The following is a 16524-nucleotide window of genomic DNA, read 5'->3' as shown; positions in this document are numbered from 1 at the left end:
GATCACGCGAGGCCCTTCGTCTTGAGCGCCTTGGTGATCTCGTCGAGGATCGCCGGGTCGTCGATGGTCGCCGGCATCTTCCATTCTTCGCGGTCGGCGATCTTGCGCATGGTGGCGCGCAGGATCTTGCCGGAGCGCGTCTTGGGCAGACGCGCGACGATCATCACCGTCTTGAAGCTCGCAACCGGGCCGATCTCCTCGCGGATACGCCGCACGCATTCGGCCTCGATCTCCTTTCCCGCGCGCGCCACCCCCGCCTTGAGCACGACGAAGCCCACCGGCACCTGACCCTTCAACTGATCGGCGATGCCGATGACGGCGCATTCGGCAACATTGGGATGGCCGGCGAGCACTTCCTCCATGCCGCCGGTCGAGAGACGATGGCCCGCCGTATTGATGATGTCGTCGGTGCGCGCCATGATGTAGAGATAACCGTCCTCGTCCATGTAACCGGCGTCGGCGGTTTCGTAATAGCCAGGGAAATGCTCGAGATAGCTCGACCGGAAGCGCGCGTCGTTGCCCCACAGGGTCGGCAGGCAGCCGGGCGGCAGCGGTGTCCTGACGCAGATGGCGCCGAGCGTGCCGCGTTTCACCTCATGACCGCCTTCATCGAGCACGCGCACGTCATAGCCGGGCATCGGAACGGTGGGGGAGCCGTACTTGACCGGCAATTGGCCAAGTCCGACCGGATTGGCCGCGATCGGCCAGCCGGTCTCCGTCTGCCACCAGTGATCTATAACCGGAACCTTGAGCCGATCCTCGGCCCATTTGACCGTGTCGGGATCGGCACGCTCGCCGGCGAGGAAGAGCGTGCGGAACTGCGACAGATCATATTTGCCGATGAAGCTGCCGTCCGGATCCTCCTTCTTGATGGCGCGGAAGGCGGTCGGTGCGGTAAACAGCGCCTTGACGCCATGCTCGGCGATGACGCGCCAGAACGTGCCGGCATCCGGCGTGCCGACAGGCTTGCCTTCGAAGAGGACGGCGGTGGCGCCGTGAAGAAGGGGCGCATAGACGATATAGGAATGGCCGACGACCCAGCCGACATCCGAGGCGGCCCAGAAGGTCTCGCCCGGGGCTATGCCATAGATGTTCGGCATCGACCATTTGAGCGCCACCAAATGCCCGCCATTGTCGCGCACCACGCCCTTGGGCTGGCCGGTGGTGCCTGACGTGTAGAGCACATAGAGTGGATCGGTGGCCTTCACCGGCACGCAATCCGCCTTGCGTTTCGCCTTGCGGGTCTCCGCCAGGCGCTCCGCCCAGTCCTGATCGCGGCCTTGTGTCAACGCAGCGACAAGCTCGGGCCGCTGCCAGACGAGGCCATGTGCCGGCTTGTGCGTGGCGAGCTCGATCGCTTTGTCGACAAGCGGCTTATAGGCGACCACGCGGCCGGGCTCGAGGCCGCAGGAGGCCGACATGATGAGCTTCGGCTTGGCGTCATTGATGCGGGTGGCAAGCTCGGCCGGTGCGAAGCCGCCGAACACGACCGAATGGACGGCGCCGATGCGGGCGCAGGCGAGCATGGCGAAGGCCGCCTGCGGGATCATCGGCATGTAGAGGAGAACGCGGTCGCCCTTGGCGATCCCGAGATCCTGGAGGAGGGCGGCGAGAGCAGCGACCTCGTCCCGAAGCTCGGAATAGGTGAACGACTGCTTCTTGCCGGTCAGCGGGCTGTCATAGATGAGGGCGGTGCGCGCGCCATTGCCGGCTTCGACATGGCGGTCGATGGCGTTCCAGCAGGTGTTGCATTCGGCGCCGACGAACCAGCGATCGAGACCGTCGACCTTGGCATAGACATGGTCCCAGGGCTTGATCCAGTCGATGTCGCGCGCCGCTTCGGCCCAGAAGGCTTTCGGATCGGACAACCAGCGCTGATAGGTCTTCTCGTAAGTGCTCATCGAAATCCCTGACGTTGCCGGAGCTTAGTCTTGGATATTGAGGCTCCTGGGACAACAGGAAAATGGTCTGGTTTTACCGCGGCGGACTTGCTAGGACACTGGCCTCTTCCATCAGGCAGGAATTCATCGTGGCCCAGTCGGCTAATCTCACCGTCATGATCGCGGCCGTGCGCAAGGCGGCGCGTGGCGTCCAGCGCGATTTCGGCGAAATCGCCAATCTCCAGGTTTCGGTAAAGGGGCCGGGCAATTACGTCACCGCCGCAGACAAACGCTGCGAGAAGGTGTTGCGCGACGAGCTCGAAAAGGCGAGGCCGGGCTATAGTTTCCTGATGGAGGAATCCGGCAGCGTGGCGGGCAGAGACGCCGATCACCGCTGGATCATCGATCCGATCGACGGCACCACGAATTTCATCCACTCGATCCCGTTCTTCGCACTGTCGGTGGCGCTCGAGCGCAAGGGCGATCTCCTTTGTGCCGTCACCTACAATCCGATCACCGATGAGCTGTTCACGGCCGAGCGCGGGCACGGCGCCTTCCTCAATAATCGCCGCCTGCGCGTCGCGGCGCGCAAGACGCTCGCCGACAGCGTCCTTGCCTGGGGCATTCCGTCTATCGGCGAGGCCGACCGGCACGACCAGTTCCAGCGCGAGTTGACGCGCCTACAGCCCAAGGTCGCGGCCATCCGCCAGATGGGTTCGGCGGCGCTCGAGCTTGCTTATGTCGCGGCAGGCCGTATCGACGTCATGCAGGGCCGGGGTCTCGAGCCCTGGGATACTGCGGCAGGCATTCTGATGGTGCGCGAGGCGGGCGGCATCGCCACCTCGGCGGAAGGCGAGAGGACGCCCTTCGAGACCGGAACTGTGCTGGCCGGCAATTCTGAGCTCGTGCCGCTGGTCAAGGCCGAGATCGGCAAGGCGCGCCAGGCGGTTTGAGCGCTGTTCAGGGACATGGTGGACACTTTCCGCGCCCGGCGCGGAAAGGATGAGGTTCCTAAACAAGCGCGGGATGCGAAAAAGTGGACACCGGTTTTTCGCAAGAATCCCGCGCTAATATATTTGAATCGATCACGTTTATGAGTTTGGATTGACTCAATCCAAACTCATCGTGATCTACGCCGCAAATGCGAAAGGCCGGGACATGCCCGGCCTCGTTCCTCACCGCCTTGACGGCGTGATTACGGCTTGACGATTTTCTTAGGCGCCGGGAGCAAGCCTTCGCGCTGCAGACGCTTGCGCGCCAACTTGCGGGCGCGGCGGACGGCTTCCGCCTTCTCGCGGGCCTTCTTCTCGGAGGGCTTTTCGTAATGGCCGCGGAGCTTCATCTCGCGGAAAATGCCCTCACGCTGCATCTTCTTCTTAAGGGCCTTGAGCGCCTGGTCGACATTGTTGTCGCGAACGATAACTTGCACGAGATTTGACCTCGGTTCCTTTAGAATGCGGTTGTGTCCAGAAATGCGGTCCAGAATAATCCAGGCCGTCCGAAAGGGCTTCCCCTATCGAATTGGCGGGCGAAATAGCACAGGGTTTTAGCCCTGTCGAGGGGTTAGCCGGTTAATATGGCCCATTTTCCGGCCTGGGCGGCCCTCCGCCTTGCCGTAGAGATGGAGCCCGGAATGGGGCTTCCGCGCCAGATTCCGCCAATTTTCGGCGTCCTCGCCCAGGAGGTTGGTCATGATGACGTCGCTATGGCGTTCGGGATCGCCCAAGGGCCAGCCGGCCACTGCCCTTATGTGCTGCTCGAATTGCGATACGACACAGGCATCCATGGTCCAGTGGCCCGAATTGTGGACGCGCGGCGCGATTTCGTTGACGATCAGCCTTTCGGCACCCTGACTGCGGGCGAAGAACAGTTCCACCCCGATGACGCCGACATAATCGAGCGCCGCTGTGATCCGGGCGGCGATCTCGCGGGCCGCCGCCGCGGTTTCGGTGGCGATAGCCGCCGGCACGATCGACTGATGCAGGATATGATTCGCATGCCGGTTTTCCGGTACGTCATAGACGGCGATCGCGCCGTCCCAGCCGCGCGCGGCGATGACGGAGACTTCCTTCTCGAACGCGACAAACCCTTCGAGGATGGCGGGGCGAGCGCCGATCTGTGTCCAGGCCGCAGCGAGCGCGGTATCGGCCTTGATCGCGGTTTGTCCCTTGCCGTCATAGCCGAAACGGCGGGTCTTCAGGATGGCGGGAAGGCCAATGCGGGCGACCGCCCGCTCCAGCCCCGCTTCGTCGTCGACGGCGGCAAAAGGCGCCGTCTCAAGCCCAATGCGGGTGAGGAAAGTCTTCTCGATGAGCCGATCCTGGCTGGTGGCGAGCGCTTCCGCACCCGGCGCCAGTGGCTTGAGGCGGCCGAGAATAGCGGCCGTTTCGGCCGGCACATTTTCGAACTCGTAGGTCACCACATCGATCACGGACGCAAAGGCTTCGAGCGCGTCGCGGTCGTCATAGGCCGCACAGGTATGGGCGGCGGCGACCTGGAAGGCCGGGCTGTCGGCCTCTGGCGCATAGATGTGGCAGCGCAGGCCGAGGCGGGCCGCGGCGAGCGCGAGCATGCGGCCAAGCTGGCCACCGCCCAGAATGCCGATGACGGAATTGGGCGGCAAGGGACGGTCAAGCCGCATCAGGCGCCATCCCTCGGGGCTTCTGCAACGGCAGCAGTCTGCTTGGAACGCCAGGTTTCCAACCGCGAGGCCAAGGCCTTGTCGTTGAGCGCCAATATGGCGGCCGCCAGGAGGGCGGCATTGACAGCGCCTGCCTTGCCGATCGCGAGGGTTCCCACAGGGATGCCGGCCGGCATCTGGACGATGGAATAGAGGCTGTCCTGGCCCTTGAGCGCGCGGCTCTCGACCGGCACGCCCAGCACCGGCAAGGGGGTCATGGCGGCGGTCATGCCGGGGAGATGTGCGGCACCGCCGGCGCCGGCGATGATGACGCTGAAGCCTTCCGCTTTGGCGCCCTTGGCGAAGGCGTAGAGCCGCTCGGGCGTCCGGTGGGCGGAGACGATGCGTGCTTCATGCGTGACGCCGAGCTCGGCCAGTGTGTCGGCCGCATATTTCATGGTGGTCGGCCAGTCGGACTGGCTGCCCATGATGATCGCGACTTTTCCGCTCATGCGATGATGTCCGGGATCAGCTTGTCCTCGACCTTCTGGATCTCGTCTTTGATCTGCAATTTCATTTTCTTCAGTCGGCGCAGCTGCAGCTGGTCCCCGGTGCCGGAGGCCTCTAGAGACGATATGGCGGCATCCAGGTCGCGATGTTGCTGGCGCAGCGTCATCAGCCTTGTCTGCAGAAGATTTTCTTCAGTCCCGTCGATCATCCGGCGCCTACCCCGTTTGCGCACCGATTTTTCCACACTCACCTATGCCCTTGTACGGGGTTCGACAAGTCCCCAAGTCTATGTCACACTCATATGGTCAATCACAGGAGGCTTTGATGAGCGTTCAAGCGCATCTCGGTGAACTGGCGGCAAAACACAAGGCTCTGGAAGCGGAGCTCGAGGACGCGATGTCCCACCCAGCTACTTCCGACGCAGAAATTGCCGAGCTGAAGCGCAAGAAACTCCGGATCAAAGACGAGATGACCAAACTGTCCGGCCAGAGGACGCACTAGATCACGATGAGTTTGGATTGAGTCAATCCAAACTCATAAACGTGATCGGTTCTTATATGTTAGCGCGGGATTCGTACGAAAAACCGGTGCCCACTTTTTCGCATCCCGCGCTTACCGGTCGGTAAGTCCGAAACGGTAACACTTTCGTTACTTCAGGCCGCGAGGCCTGAAGTAACACGAAAGACATGCTGGATTTTCCAAAGTTTCAAAATTGACGCCGAGCTATTTTTGGGCGCGTGAAGCCGGGGCTATGAGCTTCTGCTCTTCTCACGCAACCGATCGGGCAAGCCGTCATGCGGACCCGGGGGAGCCTGACGCTCGATCCTCCAGTGCCGCTCGCCGATCTCGGCATTGCGGCGGGGATGCATCGGATAATGGAGCCGGCTCCGGCTGCGTGTCGCCTCGCCGACGACCACCAGCCGCACGTCCCGGTCAGTGTTGTTGAGAAATGTGTGGGCAAGTCCGGTGCCGGCGGGAAAGGACGCGCCGTCGCCGGGCCTCAGCCGCTTCAGATAGCCGTCGGCCCACAGATCGGGCTCGCCCTCGACAACGAAGACAAATTCCTCCTCATCGGCCTCGGCATGCGGCCACGAGGCGCGCCGACCGGGCTTAAGTCGTTCATGATGGATGCCGAGGCGCATCAAGCCGTGTTTCTCGCCGAAGGATGCGCTGATCGTATGGAGTTCATCGGAGCCGTTGTAGCGAGTGTCGTCCGCACCTTCGATGTCGCGCCAATAGTCCACGAAGGCGGAAAAATCGACAGGGCAGGCCGACACCAATTGATCGGCCGGAGCCGTGTCATGGGGCAGTCCGTCATGAGGCCCCAAGGGGCGCACCGGATCGATTTTCCAGTGACGCATGCCGATTTCTTCATTGCGGCGCGGATCGAGAGGAAAGTGAATACGGCTTCTCTCGCGCGACGCCTCGCCGATCACCAGTAATCTGATCTCACGCTCCGTGTTGTTCAGAAAGGTGTGCGCAAGTCCCGTACCGGCGGGAAAGGACACGCCCATATCCGGCTTCAACCGCTTCACATGGCCATCGGCCCAAAGATCCGGCTCGCCTTCGAGAACGAAAACGAACTCCTCTTCGTCGGCTTCAGCGTGAGGCCAGGAGAGGCGCCGGCCCGGCGGCAGCCTTTCGTGATGGACGCCGAGACGCATCAGGCCGTGGGTCTCGCAGAACGAAGCGCTGAAGGATTGACGCTCGTCGGAGCCCGAATAATGCTGGTCTTCACTGCCCTCGATGTCGCGCCAATGGGCCACGAAGGTCGAAAAATCGATGGGGCCGGTCATGCGGAGATCTCCCTCAAGAGTTCATCGCACAATACCGGCCCCAAGAACAGGCAACAGTCAGCAGCCCGAGATCAGGCCGCCTTTTCCAGCTTCTGCGACCACTTGCCGGAAGCCGCGAGCGCATTCATCTCGGCGCGGTGGTTGAAGGCCTTCTGGGCGGCGGCGACATTCTCCGCCTTGCCCTTCCAGGTCTTGAGGGCGGCGGCCTGCAAAGCGCGGCCGTAGGAGAAGGTGAGCTTCCAAGGCAGGTTGCCGATCGCGTTCATGTAGTGGAGATGCGCCGTCGCGTCCTCATCCGACTGGCCACCCGACAGGAAAGCGATGCCCGGCACGGCGGCAGGCACGCAGCGCTTCAGGACCGTGACCGTCTTCTCTGCCACTTCCTCGCGCGACGCCTGCTTGGCGCAATCCTTGCCCGAGACGACCATGTTCGGCTTGAGAATGGTGCCTTCGAGCACGACGCCGGCATAATAAAGCTCGCGATAGAGCTCGTTCAGCGCCCATTCGCTCACCTTCATGCAGGTATCGATGTCGTGGCTTCCCTCCATCAGAACTTCCGGCTCGACGATGGGAACGAGGCCGCCTTCCTGGCAGAGCGCCGCGTAGCGCGCCAAGGCATGGGCATTGGCATGGATGGAGTTGTGCGTGGGCAAGCCCTGTCCGATATCGATCACGGCGCGCCACTTTGCGAACTGGGCGCCCAAGCCGACATACTCCTTGATGCGATCACGCAGGCCGTCGAGCCCTTCCGTCACCGTCTCCTTGGGCGAGGTCGCCAAGGGCTTGGCGCCGGCATCGAGCTTGATGCCCGGAATAGCCCCCGTCGACTTGATAAGGTCGACCAGCGGCGTGCCGTTCTTGCCCTTCTGGCGGATCGTCTCGTCGAACAGAATGACGCCCGAAATATACTTCGACATGCCGTCCTTGGCGGAGAACAGCATCTCGCGATAGTCGCGGCGATTTTCCTCCGTCGACGGCAGATTGATCGAATCGAAGCGCTTCTTGATCGATCCGGTGCTTTCATCGGCGGCCAGGATGCCCTTGCCGGGCGTCACTATCGCTTCGGCGACTTTTGCAAGTTTTTCGCTCATCTTTACGCTCCTCTCAAAGCCTTAACACCTGGCAGCGGCTTGCCTTCCAGCCATTCGAGGAAGGCGCCCCCTGCCGTTGAAATATAGCTGAAATCGTCAGCGGCTTTCGCCTGGTTGAGGGCGGCGACGGTGTCGCCGCCGCCGGCAATCGAGACGAGCCTGCCCTCCCGGGTCAGCTTGGCCGCATGGCGCGCCGCCTCGTTGGTGGCCTTATCGAAGGGTTCGATCTCGAAGGCGCCAAGCGGCCCGTTCCAGACGAGAGTGCCGGCCTTGTCGAAAGCGGTCTTGATGGCGCTTATGCTCTTCGGCCCGGCATCGAGGATCATCTCGTCGGCGGCGACGCCGGTGATATCGACGACACGGGATGGCGCGCCGGCCTTGAATTCCTTGGCGACGACGGCATCGACGGGCAGCAATATCTCGCAGGACTTCGCCTTCGCGGTGGCGAGGATGTCCTTCGCCGTCTGCGCGAGGTCATGCTCGCAGAGCGACTTGCCGACTGGATGGCCAAGAGCCGCGAGGAAGGTGTTGGCCATGCCGCCGCCGATCACGATCACATTGGCGACGCCCGACAGATTGCCGAGGAGTTCGAGCTTGGTCGAGACCTTGGCACCGCCGACCACGGCGACGAGAGGCCGCTTCGGCTTCTCGAGTGCGGCCTCGAGCGCCCTGAGCTCGGCCTCCATGGCGCGTCCGGCATAAGCCGGCAGGAGATGGGCGACACCCTCGGTCGAGGCGTGAGCGCGATGGGCCGCCGAAAATGCGTCATTCACGTAAGCATCGCCCAGGCTCGCGAATGTCTTGGAAAGAGCGGTGTCGTTTTTCTCTTCGCCCGCGTGGTAGCGGGTGTTCTCCATGAGGAGGCACTGGCCGGGCTTTGCATTACTCGCGGCTTCAACCGCTTTGCCATCCAGCCAGTCGGTGAAGACGAAAGTGACCGGACGCCCCAGCGCCTTCTCCAGCGCCGCCGCCACCGGCTGCAGCGACATTTCCGGCACGACCTTGCCCTTGGGCCGATCGAAATGGGCGAGCAGGATCACCGCCGCACCCTTATCGAGAAGTTCCTTGACGGTCGGCACGATGCGCTCGATGCGCGTCGCGTCGCGCACCACGCCCTTCTCGATCGGCACATTGAGATCGACGCGGACAACGATACGCTTGTTCTTCGCGTCGAGCTGATCGAGTGTCTTGAAAGCAGGCATTAACACAAGGCTCCCTGACAGTATTCCACCGCTGTCCGACCCCACCCTCCCCGCAAGGGGAGGGAAGGAGGGCGAACGCAGCCCTCAGCGCGTCTTCTTCTTGACCGCCTGCAGCACATGCTTGGCGGTAATACCGAAATGCGGGTAGAGCTTTTCGATCGGGCCCGAGGCGCCGAAACCGGTCATGCCGACGAAGATGCCGTCGAGGCCGATGAAGCGGTCCCAGTTGTTGCGCAAGGCCGCTTCGATTCCGATGCGGATCTTCTCCGTGCCCAGCACCTTGTCCTTGTAGGCCTTGCTCTGCTTCTCGAAGAGATCCATCGAAGGCACCGAGACGACCCGGGCCGGGATGCCGGCCTTGTCGAGAAGGGCCTTGGCATCGATGGCGATCTCAACTTCGGAACCGGAGGCGAAGATGACGGCCTTCGACTTCTTTGCGCTCGGCGCGATCTCATACGCTCCTTGGGCGCACAGATTCTTCGCCGAATAGGTCATGCGCGCCGGCCTGAGCTTCTGGCGGGTGAGCGCCAGGATGCTCGGGGTCTTCTCGGCCTTGAGCGCCAGCTGCCAGCATTCCGCCGTCTCCACCGCATCGCAGGGGCGGAAGACATGGAGATTGGGGATGGCGCGCAAGGCGGCCAGATGCTCGACCGGCTGATGGGTCGGCCCGTCCTCGCCGAGACCAATGGAGTCATGCGTCATCACATAGATCACGCGGATCCCCATGAGCGCCGACAGGCGGATGGACGGCCGGCAATAATCGGTGAAGACCAGGAAAGTGCCGCCATAGGGAATGACGCCACCATGCAGCGCCATGCCATTCATGGCCGCCGCCATGCCGTGCTCGCGGATGCCGTAATAGACATAGCGCCCGCCATAGTCGGCGGCGTTGAGGGCCTTGAGGTCTTTTGACTTGGTATTGTTGGAGCCGGTGAGGTCGGCCGAGCCGCCGATCGTCTCGGGCACCACCGCATTGATGACGTCGAGAGCGTTCTGCGAGGCATTGCGGGTGGCGAGCGCCGGCGGCTCCTGCGCCAGCTTCTTCTTGTAGTCGGCGATGGTGTCGTCGAAATTCGCCGGCAGGGCGCCCGCGATGGCGCGCTTGAAGTCGCTCTTCGAAGAGCTAGCGGCCAGGCGCTTTTCCCAGGCTTCGCGCTCGGCGCGGCCGCGCTTGCCTGCGGCGCGCCAGAAATCGATGATGTCGGCCGGAATCTCGAAAGGCGGATGGTCCCAGCCCAGCGTCTTGCGGGCGGCGGCCACTTCGTCGGCGCCGAGGGGCGAACCGTGCGTGGCGGCGGTGCCCTGCTTGTTGGGGGCGCCGTAGCCGATGATCGTTTTGCAGGCGATGAGAGACGGCTTGTCGCTGGACTGGGCCGCTTCGAGGGCAGCCGCGATCGCCGCGCTGTCATGACCGTCGATGATCGTGGTGTTCCAGCCCGAGGCGGCGAAGCGGGCGAGCTGGTCGGTCGAATCCGCCATCGAGACCTTGCCGTCGATCGAGATGCCGTTGTCGTCCCAGAGCACGATCAGATGGTTGAGCTTGAGATGGCCGGCCAGCGTGATGGCTTCCTGCGAGACGCCTTCCATAAGGCAGCCGTCCCCGGACAGTACATAGGTCTTGTGATTGACGAGATCGCCGCCGAAGCGGGCGTTGAGATGGCGCTCGGCGATCGCCATGCCGACCGCATTGGCGATGCCCTGGCCCAGGGGGCCGGTGGTCGTCTCGATGCCCTCGGCATGGCCATATTCGGGATGGCCGGCGGTCTTCGAGCCGAGCTGGCGGAAATTCTTGAGCTGGTCCAGCGGCATGTCCTTGTAACCGAGCAGGAACAGCAGCGAATAGAGCAGCATGGAGCCGTGGCCGGCGGAAAGCACGAAGCGGTCGCGATCCGGCCAGTGCGGGTCGGCGGCATCGAATTTGACGAAGCGCGAGAATAGCACGGTGGCGATGTCGGCCGCTCCCATGGGCAGGCCCGGATGACCGGAATTGGCCTTCTGGACGGCGTCCATGCTCAAAGCGCGGATGGCATTGGCATAGGTCCGGAGCTTGAGGCGCTCTTCATCCGAAATGAGGGTGGCGCTTAGGGAAGTCGCGGCCTGCGCGGCCGTGTCGGAGGTCATTGGGCTGCTCGCTCTCGGTGAATTCGGGGGGCCAGAGATAGCACCCAAGCCCCTTGAGTCAACCTCTGTGAACAAGATCGGAACCGGTTGCGCCGATGGGCCGCTGAGCTTAACTTAAGAGTCGCGCCGGAAGGGATTCGCAGAGGCCGGCCAGCAGTTGGGATGAAATGGCGGATACGCGCAAGCTCGACGAGGCATTGAATTTGTTCGACGCGGCGCTCAGGCAGTTCGAGGCCGCTGTCGCGCGGCAGAACGAGCGCAAGTCGCACGAAGAGTCGCTTGAAGCGGCGGCGGAGGCGCTGCGGCTCGACCGTTCGCGGCTCGCCCAGGAGCTCGACGGTGTGCGCGCCAAGGCCAATGACCTTGTTTCCACCAATCAGAAGGCGGTCGGCAAGATAGATGCGGCGATGTCGCGCATCCGTGCCGTTCTCCACAGCAACAGTGGAGGGTAAAGCCCGATGGCGCAAGTGATCGTCACGGTCAATGACCGCCCCTATACGATGCAGTGCCCGGATGGCGAGGAAGAGCAACTGCGCGAGCTCGCCAAGCTGCTCGATACTGAGGTGTCGCGCATCAAGAGCAATGTCGGCGCGGTGGGCGACATCCGACTCCTGGTGATGGCGGGGCTCATGGTCGCCGACCGGCTCTCCGAATCGGTCAGGCGTATCGAGGAGCTCGAGGACCAGTTGCGCAGCGCCCGCGAAGCCCGCAACGTCACGGCGCAGCAGGCCCGCGAAATGGAAGCGAAGTTCGCCGAGCGCATGGAAATCGCGGCGCAGCGCCTGCAGGGCCTGGCCGCCAAGATACCCTAGATCACGATCATCCTTTCGACCTGGCGCGCTTCAAGCGCGCAGCCGCTTACGATATGCGGCTTTTTTCACCTTGTTGCCGCAGCCGTTCATGGCGCACCAGCGCCTCCTGCCCGCGCGCGACAGGTCGAGGAAGAGGACCGAGCAGTGATCGTCGGCGCATTTGCGCACGCGGCCCATCATTTCGCCTGACAGGAGCTCGATCGCATCGCGCGTCACCATGGCGAGCACCGCGTCATAGGGCGTGTCGGATTCCCATCGGCTCGGGCCCCCAATAGCCGCGAGCTGCGGAACAAGCGGTGCTGCGCGTGCCGCGCTATTCAAGAGAGCGAGATCGGCCGGGTCGGGCTCGCTCTGGGCCAGCGCGGCGAGAACAAGCCGATAAAGCGCCTCGCGCAAGCGCCGGGCGCCGTCGAGTTCCACGGAGGTGACCGTGATGGTGTGGGGCAGGAGACCCGCCGCCATGCACCAGCGGCCGAAATCGGCTTCACTTTGCCAGCGATCGAAGGCCATATGGTCGCGATCGCCGACGGTTGCGATGAAATCGAGGCACAGGCGACCGGAGCGGAAGCGGAATTTCCAGTCCGATGGATGGATGTCGACCATGGGTACTTGTTTAACTGGTTCCACGTTGCTAGTCTAGCACCGGTTTAACCGGTGCCCACGGGAGGATCCATGCTGCAAGCCTGTCTCAACGGCGCGCGCAGCCGCCGCGACCATCCGCATATCCCGGTCACTGCCGATGACCTGGCGCGCGACGCCGCGCGCGTCGTGGCCCTTGGCGTGGCTGAGCTGCATGTGCATCCGCGCGACGCGCAAGGTCTCGAAACGCTCGACCCTGAGGCCACGGCTGCGGCGCTTGCGGCGATCCGCCGGGCGGTGCCCGGCATTCCAGTAGGCCTGACGACGCGTGAAGGCATCCGGGTCGATCCGCGCCGCGGCTTCTCCGAGATGGAGGCCTGGCAGGTGCTGCCCGATTACGTATCGGTCAATCTGAGTGAGGCAGATGCCAGTGACGTCATTGATCTGATGCTGGCAAAGAATATCGGCGTCGAAGCCGGACTCGCGACGGCCGCCGATGCGCGCAAATTCGTGTCGCTTGCATCTGCGAAAGACTGCCTGCGCATTCTGGTCGAGATCGATTTCGAGAAGACTGTGGCGAACGCGCTCGCGCTGTCCGACGAGATGATCGGCATCATCAAAGAGAAGCGGATTGATCTCCCGATCCTTCTCCATGGTTTCGATGAGACGATGTGGCCGCTCTACCGCAAGTCGCGCACGCTCGGCGTCGATGCGCGTCTCGGTTTCGAAGACGGCCTGACGCTTCCCGACGGGCGCATCGCGACCGGCAATCCGGCGATCATCGCCGCCGCGCGTGAATTGACTTGAGGGCGGCATGGGACAGTGGACTCTTTGCCGCCGGTCCTGGATTTCAGGACGGCTTGCGCTTAGATTAGGAGTCGGCGAGCTGCCCGGTACGTGAGGAGATCATTTCCCTAGGGCCTATACGATTCTCGCGGGAGCTGTCCCTAGGCTTGGCCGTGGCCTTGCCCACACGGCGCCCACCTACACTTGTAGGTACCCGGGATCGTCATTCTCCCACGGCCATGGCGGCCCGCCACTCGATATTTGATTGGCGCAGGATCTGTTCGGATGGCTGGATTCAGCTTATCCAGGTCATGCGCTCGTTCACGTTCACATCTGCCGATTCGATCGGACATGATGAAGGTGATCGGAACTAATAAGTAAGGCGCGTGATTGGACGGAATACGGGTGTCCGCTTTTCCTGATCACGCGCCGGTGACTTCGAAGCGAGGGATGACATGCAAGCTGCAAAGCGCTCCGGCGATCTTCTGGACCAAAAGCGCCGGGCGCGGACGGTTGCCAATGCGGCGCGCGCGCAGGCTCACAAGACGCTCAGCGACCGCGCCGGTCTCATGCTCGCGCAGCACGAACTGCCGATAGCGCGCAAGGGCGACATGGCGACCCTCTCGGGCTTCTACCCCTATCAGGCCGAAATCAACGTGCTTCCGCTCCTCGCGCGTCTCGTGAGCGAAGGCTGGCAGACGGCATTACCGGTGGTCATGGCGAAAGGCGAACCCCTGACCTTCCGCGCCTGGGCGCCGGGAGAGCCCACAGGACGCGGTATCTGGGACATCCCGGTCCCGATTGAAACCGCGCTCGAGCTTCAACCCGACGTGCTTCTGGTGCCGATGCTCGCGTTCGACCGGCGCGGCTATCGGCTGGGCTATGGCGGGGGCTTCTATGACCGCACGCTGGCCGAACTGCGCAAGCTCAAGCCGGTGACGGCGATCGGTGTGGCCTATGCCGAGCAGGAAATGGACGAGGTTCCCGTAGCACCCTATGACGAGCCGCTCGATTGGGTCATGACCGAGCGCGGCGTCATCGAGCCAAAGCGCTGATCCTCCATGCGGCTGTTGTTTCTAGGTGATGTCGTCGGCCGTTGCGGCCGGGAGGCGGTGGCGCGCGTGCTGCCGCAGCTGCGGGCGCGCCATGCGCCGGATCTCGTGGTGGTCAATGGCGAGAATGCCGCGCATGGCTTCGGCATCACCGAGGACATCTATAACGGCCTCGTCGATGCCGGCGCCGATGTGGTGACGCTCGGCAATCATTCCTTCGATCAGCGCGAGGCGCTCATCTTCATCGAGCGCGTTCCGAATATGCTCCGTCCCCTGAATTATCCACCCGGTGTGCCGGGCAAGGGCGTCGGCCTGTTCGTCACCAGGAGCGGCAAGCGCGTGCTGGTCATGAACATCATGGGACGGGTGATGATTGAACCGCAGCTCGATGATCCGTTCCGCGCGGTCGACCGCGAGCTCGAATTGTGCGCGCTCGGGCGCGACTGCGATGCGGTGATCATCGATTTTCATGCCGAGGCGACGTCGGAGAAGATGGCGTTCGGACATTATGTCGACGGGCGCGCCAGTCTCGTCGTCGGCACCCATACGCATGTGCCGACCGCCGACCATCACATCCTCAGGAACGGCACCGCCTATATGAGCGATGCCGGCATGTGCGGTGACTATGACTCGGTTATCGGAATGGCGAAGGAAGAGCCGTTGCAGCGCTTCACGCGCAAACTGCCGATCGAGCGCATGCGCCCGGCCGAAGGCGAGGCGACGGTCTCAGGCGTCGCGGTCGAGACCGACGACGTGACCGGTCTCGCCCTCAAGATTGCGCCGGTCCGGATCGGCGGACGCCTTTCCGAAGCGCAGATCGACTTCTGGTAGCTTAAACGGCCTTCGCCTTGGCGATGCGGGCAGGCTGGCCGGCACGAGCCTCATGCGCCAGCTGGGTCATGACATTCACCGCCTGGGCCCATTCAGTTTGAGCACTCGCGGTATCGCCGCGTCCAAGCGCGTCGCTGCCGGCCCTGATATGTGTCTCGGCGCCCTGCGAGAGGTCGCTCAGCGTCGCGATGGCGGCGAAGGCGCGGCCCGAGGGGGCGGCGTTTGCCAGCGAACGCACTTTCTTCAAAGCCGCGGAACAGGCGGCCCCAGCGAGGCCTTCCGCCGCAAATACAATCTGTCCAGCTGAACCGGGGTTGATCTTCATGATACGCTCCTCGTTACTAACCCTTTGCCTCAAATTGAGCGAACCGACTTAAGGACGGGTTAAGTGCACAGAGACGGTATTTTACGATGGATTTACTATGCCGGACCGCTTGTTAATCTTGTGCGGAGGGGGCTATAACGCCCCCGATAAGGGACATATTCGAGGATCCATGGCAGGTCATTCCCAGTTCAAGAACATCATGCACCGGAAGGGTAAGCAGGATGCCATCCGGTCTCGGTTGTTTTCCAAGCTTGCCCGCGAAGTGACGGTGGCGGCGAAGAGTGGTCTGCCCGACCCCGAGAAAAATCCACGCCTCAGGCTCGCGGTGCAGAATGCCCGTGCCGAGAATATGCCGAGGGACAATATCGAACGCGCCATCAAGAAGGCGATGGGCGGCGATGCCGAGACCTATGAAGCGATCCGCTATGAGGGCTACGGTCCGGGCGGCGTCGCCATCATCGTCGAGGCGCTGACCGATAACCGCAATCGCGCGGCTAGCAATGTGCGTTCGCTCTTCGCCAAGTATAGCGGCAATCTCGGGGAAACGGGTTCCGTCGCCTTCATGTTCAACCGTATGGGTGAAATCACCTACAAGGCGGCGGCGGGTTCGGCCGATGCCGTCATGGAAGCGGGCATCGAGGCGGGCGCCGACGATGTGCAGTCGGACGAGAACGGCCATCTCATCCTGTGTGCCTTCGAGAGCATCGGCGAAGTGACGTCCACGCTCTCCACCAAGCTCGGCAATGCCGAGACGGTAAAGGTGGTGTGGAAGCCGCAGACCGTGACTCCGGTCGATGAAGAGACGGCGACAACGCTGATGAAGCTCATCGACGCGCTCGACGAGGATGACGACGTGCAGAACGTCTTCACCAATTTCGAAGTCTCCGACGACGTGATGAAGAAGCTCACCGCCGCCTGA

The 16524-nt window shown here is 62.9% G+C and carries 19 protein-coding genes and 1 other RNA gene; 9 read left to right on the top strand and 11 right to left on the bottom strand.

All coding sequences use genetic code 11. The features are described from left to right. Positions 1-2 precede the first annotated feature (2 nt). Entirely contained in the window at positions 3-1901 is a 1899-nt protein-coding gene (locus G5V57_RS03510; RefSeq protein ID WP_165166212.1) for a propionyl-CoA synthetase, read from the bottom strand. Positions 1902-2029: 128 nt separating this feature from the next. Between G5V57_RS03510 and G5V57_RS03505 the strand changes: the two genes are divergently transcribed. After that, positions 2030-2833 carry an inositol monophosphatase family protein gene (locus tag G5V57_RS03505; protein WP_246737509.1) on the top strand — a complete coding sequence of 268 codons (804 nt, stop codon included), beginning with the start codon at positions 2030-2032 and terminating at the stop codon, positions 2831-2833. 242 nt (positions 2834-3075) lie between these two features. On the opposite strand, the gene rpsU is transcribed toward G5V57_RS03505, so the two are convergent. The 4 genes from rpsU to G5V57_RS03485 all read right to left on the bottom strand — a co-directional run bounded on the left by rpsU (position 3076) and on the right by G5V57_RS03485 (position 5254). Further along, positions 3076-3309, bottom strand: a complete 234-nt coding sequence (gene rpsU / locus G5V57_RS03500; RefSeq protein ID WP_137856333.1) for a 30S ribosomal protein S21 — start codon at positions 3307-3309, stop codon at positions 3076-3078. A gap of 117 nt (positions 3310-3426) precedes the next feature. Continuing rightward, a complete protein-coding gene (locus tag G5V57_RS03495) occupies positions 3427-4521 on the bottom strand; it encodes a 5-(carboxyamino)imidazole ribonucleotide synthase (protein ID WP_165166211.1) in 1095 nt (364 codons plus the stop codon). Then, positions 4521-5012: a 5-(carboxyamino)imidazole ribonucleotide mutase gene (gene purE, locus G5V57_RS03490; protein ID WP_165166210.1), complete on the bottom strand. Its 492-nt coding sequence runs from the start codon at positions 5010-5012 to the stop codon at positions 4521-4523. Before purE ends, G5V57_RS03495 begins: the two co-directional genes overlap by 1 nt. Then, positions 5009-5254, bottom strand: a complete 246-nt coding sequence (locus G5V57_RS03485; RefSeq protein ID WP_371744723.1) for a YdcH family protein — start codon at positions 5252-5254, stop codon at positions 5009-5011. The genes purE and G5V57_RS03485 overlap by 4 nt, the downstream gene beginning before the upstream one ends. A gap of 80 nt (positions 5255-5334) precedes the next feature. Between G5V57_RS03485 and G5V57_RS03480 the strand changes: the two genes are divergently transcribed. After that, the gene (locus G5V57_RS03480) at positions 5335-5511 is read left to right on the top strand and encodes a YdcH family protein (protein WP_165166209.1); all 177 of its coding nucleotides are present in this window, start codon (positions 5335-5337) and stop codon (positions 5509-5511) included. A 248-nt stretch (positions 5512-5759) separates the two neighbouring features. Here G5V57_RS03480 and G5V57_RS35105 read toward each other — a convergent pair whose 3' ends face one another. From G5V57_RS35105 to tkt, 4 genes are all read right to left on the bottom strand, one after another. Then, a complete protein-coding gene (locus G5V57_RS35105; protein WP_371744722.1) occupies positions 5760-6806 on the bottom strand; it encodes a cupin domain-containing protein in 1047 nt (348 codons plus the stop codon). 71 nt (positions 6807-6877) lie between these two features. Further along, on the bottom strand, positions 6878-7897 hold the full coding sequence (locus G5V57_RS03470; protein WP_165166208.1) for a class I fructose-bisphosphate aldolase: 1020 nt from the start codon (positions 7895-7897) through the stop codon (positions 6878-6880). 2 nt (positions 7898-7899) lie between these two features. After that, entirely contained in the window at positions 7900-9099 is a 1200-nt protein-coding gene (gene pgk / locus G5V57_RS03465) for a phosphoglycerate kinase (RefSeq protein WP_165166207.1), read from the bottom strand. 84 nt (positions 9100-9183) lie between these two features. Beyond that, complete coding sequence (gene tkt, locus G5V57_RS03460) at positions 9184-11220, bottom strand: transketolase (RefSeq protein WP_165166206.1); 2037 nt, start codon at positions 11218-11220, stop codon at positions 9184-9186. A 167-nt stretch (positions 11221-11387) separates the two neighbouring features. On the opposite strand from tkt, the gene G5V57_RS03455 reads away from it, so the two are divergent. Together G5V57_RS03455 and G5V57_RS03450 are read left to right on the top strand one after the other, a co-directional pair. Then, on the top strand, positions 11388-11672 hold the full coding sequence (locus G5V57_RS03455) for a DUF4164 family protein (RefSeq protein WP_165166205.1): 285 nt from the start codon (positions 11388-11390) through the stop codon (positions 11670-11672). Positions 11673-11678: 6 nt separating this feature from the next. After that, entirely contained in the window at positions 11679-12032 is a 354-nt protein-coding gene (locus G5V57_RS03450; protein ID WP_165166204.1) for a cell division protein ZapA, read from the top strand. 30 nt (positions 12033-12062) lie between these two features. On the opposite strand, the gene G5V57_RS03445 is transcribed toward G5V57_RS03450, so the two are convergent. After that, positions 12063-12635, bottom strand: coding sequence for an ABATE domain-containing protein (locus G5V57_RS03445; RefSeq protein ID WP_165166203.1), 573 nt, complete (start codon positions 12633-12635; stop codon positions 12063-12065). A gap of 69 nt (positions 12636-12704) precedes the next feature. On the opposite strand from G5V57_RS03445, the gene G5V57_RS03440 reads away from it, so the two are divergent. The 4 genes from G5V57_RS03440 (at position 12705) to G5V57_RS03425 (ending at position 15280) form a co-directional block, all read left to right on the top strand. Further along, the gene (locus G5V57_RS03440; protein ID WP_165166202.1) at positions 12705-13418 is read left to right on the top strand and encodes a 3-keto-5-aminohexanoate cleavage protein; all 714 of its coding nucleotides are present in this window, start codon (positions 12705-12707) and stop codon (positions 13416-13418) included. Between the two features lie 73 nt (positions 13419-13491). Further along, positions 13492-13650: non-coding RNA, 6S RNA (ssrS, locus tag G5V57_RS03435), on the top strand. A gap of 202 nt (positions 13651-13852) precedes the next feature. Further along, positions 13853-14452, top strand: coding sequence for a 5-formyltetrahydrofolate cyclo-ligase (locus G5V57_RS03430; protein WP_165166201.1), 600 nt, complete (start codon positions 13853-13855; stop codon positions 14450-14452). 6 nt (positions 14453-14458) lie between these two features. Continuing rightward, complete coding sequence (locus G5V57_RS03425; RefSeq protein WP_165166200.1) at positions 14459-15280, top strand: TIGR00282 family metallophosphoesterase; 822 nt, start codon at positions 14459-14461, stop codon at positions 15278-15280. Position 15281: 1 nt separating this feature from the next. On the opposite strand, the gene G5V57_RS03420 is transcribed toward G5V57_RS03425, so the two are convergent. After that, on the bottom strand, positions 15282-15605 hold the full coding sequence (locus G5V57_RS03420) for a hypothetical protein (protein WP_165166199.1): 324 nt from the start codon (positions 15603-15605) through the stop codon (positions 15282-15284). Positions 15606-15774: 169 nt separating this feature from the next. Between G5V57_RS03420 and G5V57_RS03415 the strand changes: the two genes are divergently transcribed. Next, positions 15775-16524 carry a YebC/PmpR family DNA-binding transcriptional regulator gene (locus G5V57_RS03415; RefSeq protein WP_165166198.1) on the top strand — a complete coding sequence of 250 codons (750 nt, stop codon included), beginning with the start codon at positions 15775-15777 and terminating at the stop codon, positions 16522-16524.

It is taken from the genome of Nordella sp. HKS 07, assembly GCF_011046735.1.
GTDB lineage: Bacteria > Pseudomonadota > Alphaproteobacteria > Rhizobiales > Aestuariivirgaceae > Taklimakanibacter.
Note: the sequence above shows the minus strand (reverse complement) of the source record. Positions and strands in the feature narration are given on the sequence as shown.

What these genes read in the sequence shown, in the direction of transcription:
- G5V57_RS03510 (WP_165166212.1), bottom strand. Translation starts at nt 1,901, where the DNA reads ATGAGCACTTACGAGAAGACCTATCAGCGCTGGTTGTCCGATCCGAAA.
- G5V57_RS03495 (WP_165166211.1), bottom strand. Translation starts at nt 4,521, where the DNA reads ATGCGGCTTGACCGTCCCTTGCCGCCCAATTCCGTCATCGGCATTCTG.
- purE (WP_165166210.1), bottom strand. Translation starts at nt 5,012, where the DNA reads ATGAGCGGAAAAGTCGCGATCATCATGGGCAGCCAGTCCGACTGGCCG.
- G5V57_RS03480 (WP_165166209.1), top strand. Translation starts at nt 5,335, where the DNA reads ATGAGCGTTCAAGCGCATCTCGGTGAACTGGCGGCAAAACACAAGGCT.
- G5V57_RS35105 (WP_371744722.1), bottom strand. Translation starts at nt 6,806, where the DNA reads ATGACCGGCCCCATCGATTTTTCGACCTTCGTGGCCCATTGGCGCGAC.
- G5V57_RS03470 (WP_165166208.1), bottom strand. Translation starts at nt 7,897, where the DNA reads ATGAGCGAAAAACTTGCAAAAGTCGCCGAAGCGATAGTGACGCCCGGC.
- pgk (WP_165166207.1), bottom strand. Translation starts at nt 9,099, where the DNA reads ATGCCTGCTTTCAAGACACTCGATCAGCTCGACGCGAAGAACAAGCGT.
- tkt (WP_165166206.1), bottom strand. Translation starts at nt 11,220, where the DNA reads ATGACCTCCGACACGGCCGCGCAGGCCGCGACTTCCCTAAGCGCCACC.
- G5V57_RS03455 (WP_165166205.1), top strand. Translation starts at nt 11,388, where the DNA reads ATGGCGGATACGCGCAAGCTCGACGAGGCATTGAATTTGTTCGACGCG.
- G5V57_RS03450 (WP_165166204.1), top strand. Translation starts at nt 11,679, where the DNA reads ATGGCGCAAGTGATCGTCACGGTCAATGACCGCCCCTATACGATGCAG.
- G5V57_RS03445 (WP_165166203.1), bottom strand. Translation starts at nt 12,635, where the DNA reads ATGGTCGACATCCATCCATCGGACTGGAAATTCCGCTTCCGCTCCGGT.
- G5V57_RS03440 (WP_165166202.1), top strand. Translation starts at nt 12,705, where the DNA reads ATGCTGCAAGCCTGTCTCAACGGCGCGCGCAGCCGCCGCGACCATCCG.
- G5V57_RS03430 (WP_165166201.1), top strand. Translation starts at nt 13,853, where the DNA reads ATGCAAGCTGCAAAGCGCTCCGGCGATCTTCTGGACCAAAAGCGCCGG.
- G5V57_RS03425 (WP_165166200.1), top strand. Translation starts at nt 14,459, where the DNA reads ATGCGGCTGTTGTTTCTAGGTGATGTCGTCGGCCGTTGCGGCCGGGAG.
- G5V57_RS03420 (WP_165166199.1), bottom strand. Translation starts at nt 15,605, where the DNA reads ATGAAGATCAACCCCGGTTCAGCTGGACAGATTGTATTTGCGGCGGAA.
- G5V57_RS03415 (WP_165166198.1), top strand. Translation starts at nt 15,775, where the DNA reads ATGGCAGGTCATTCCCAGTTCAAGAACATCATGCACCGGAAGGGTAAG.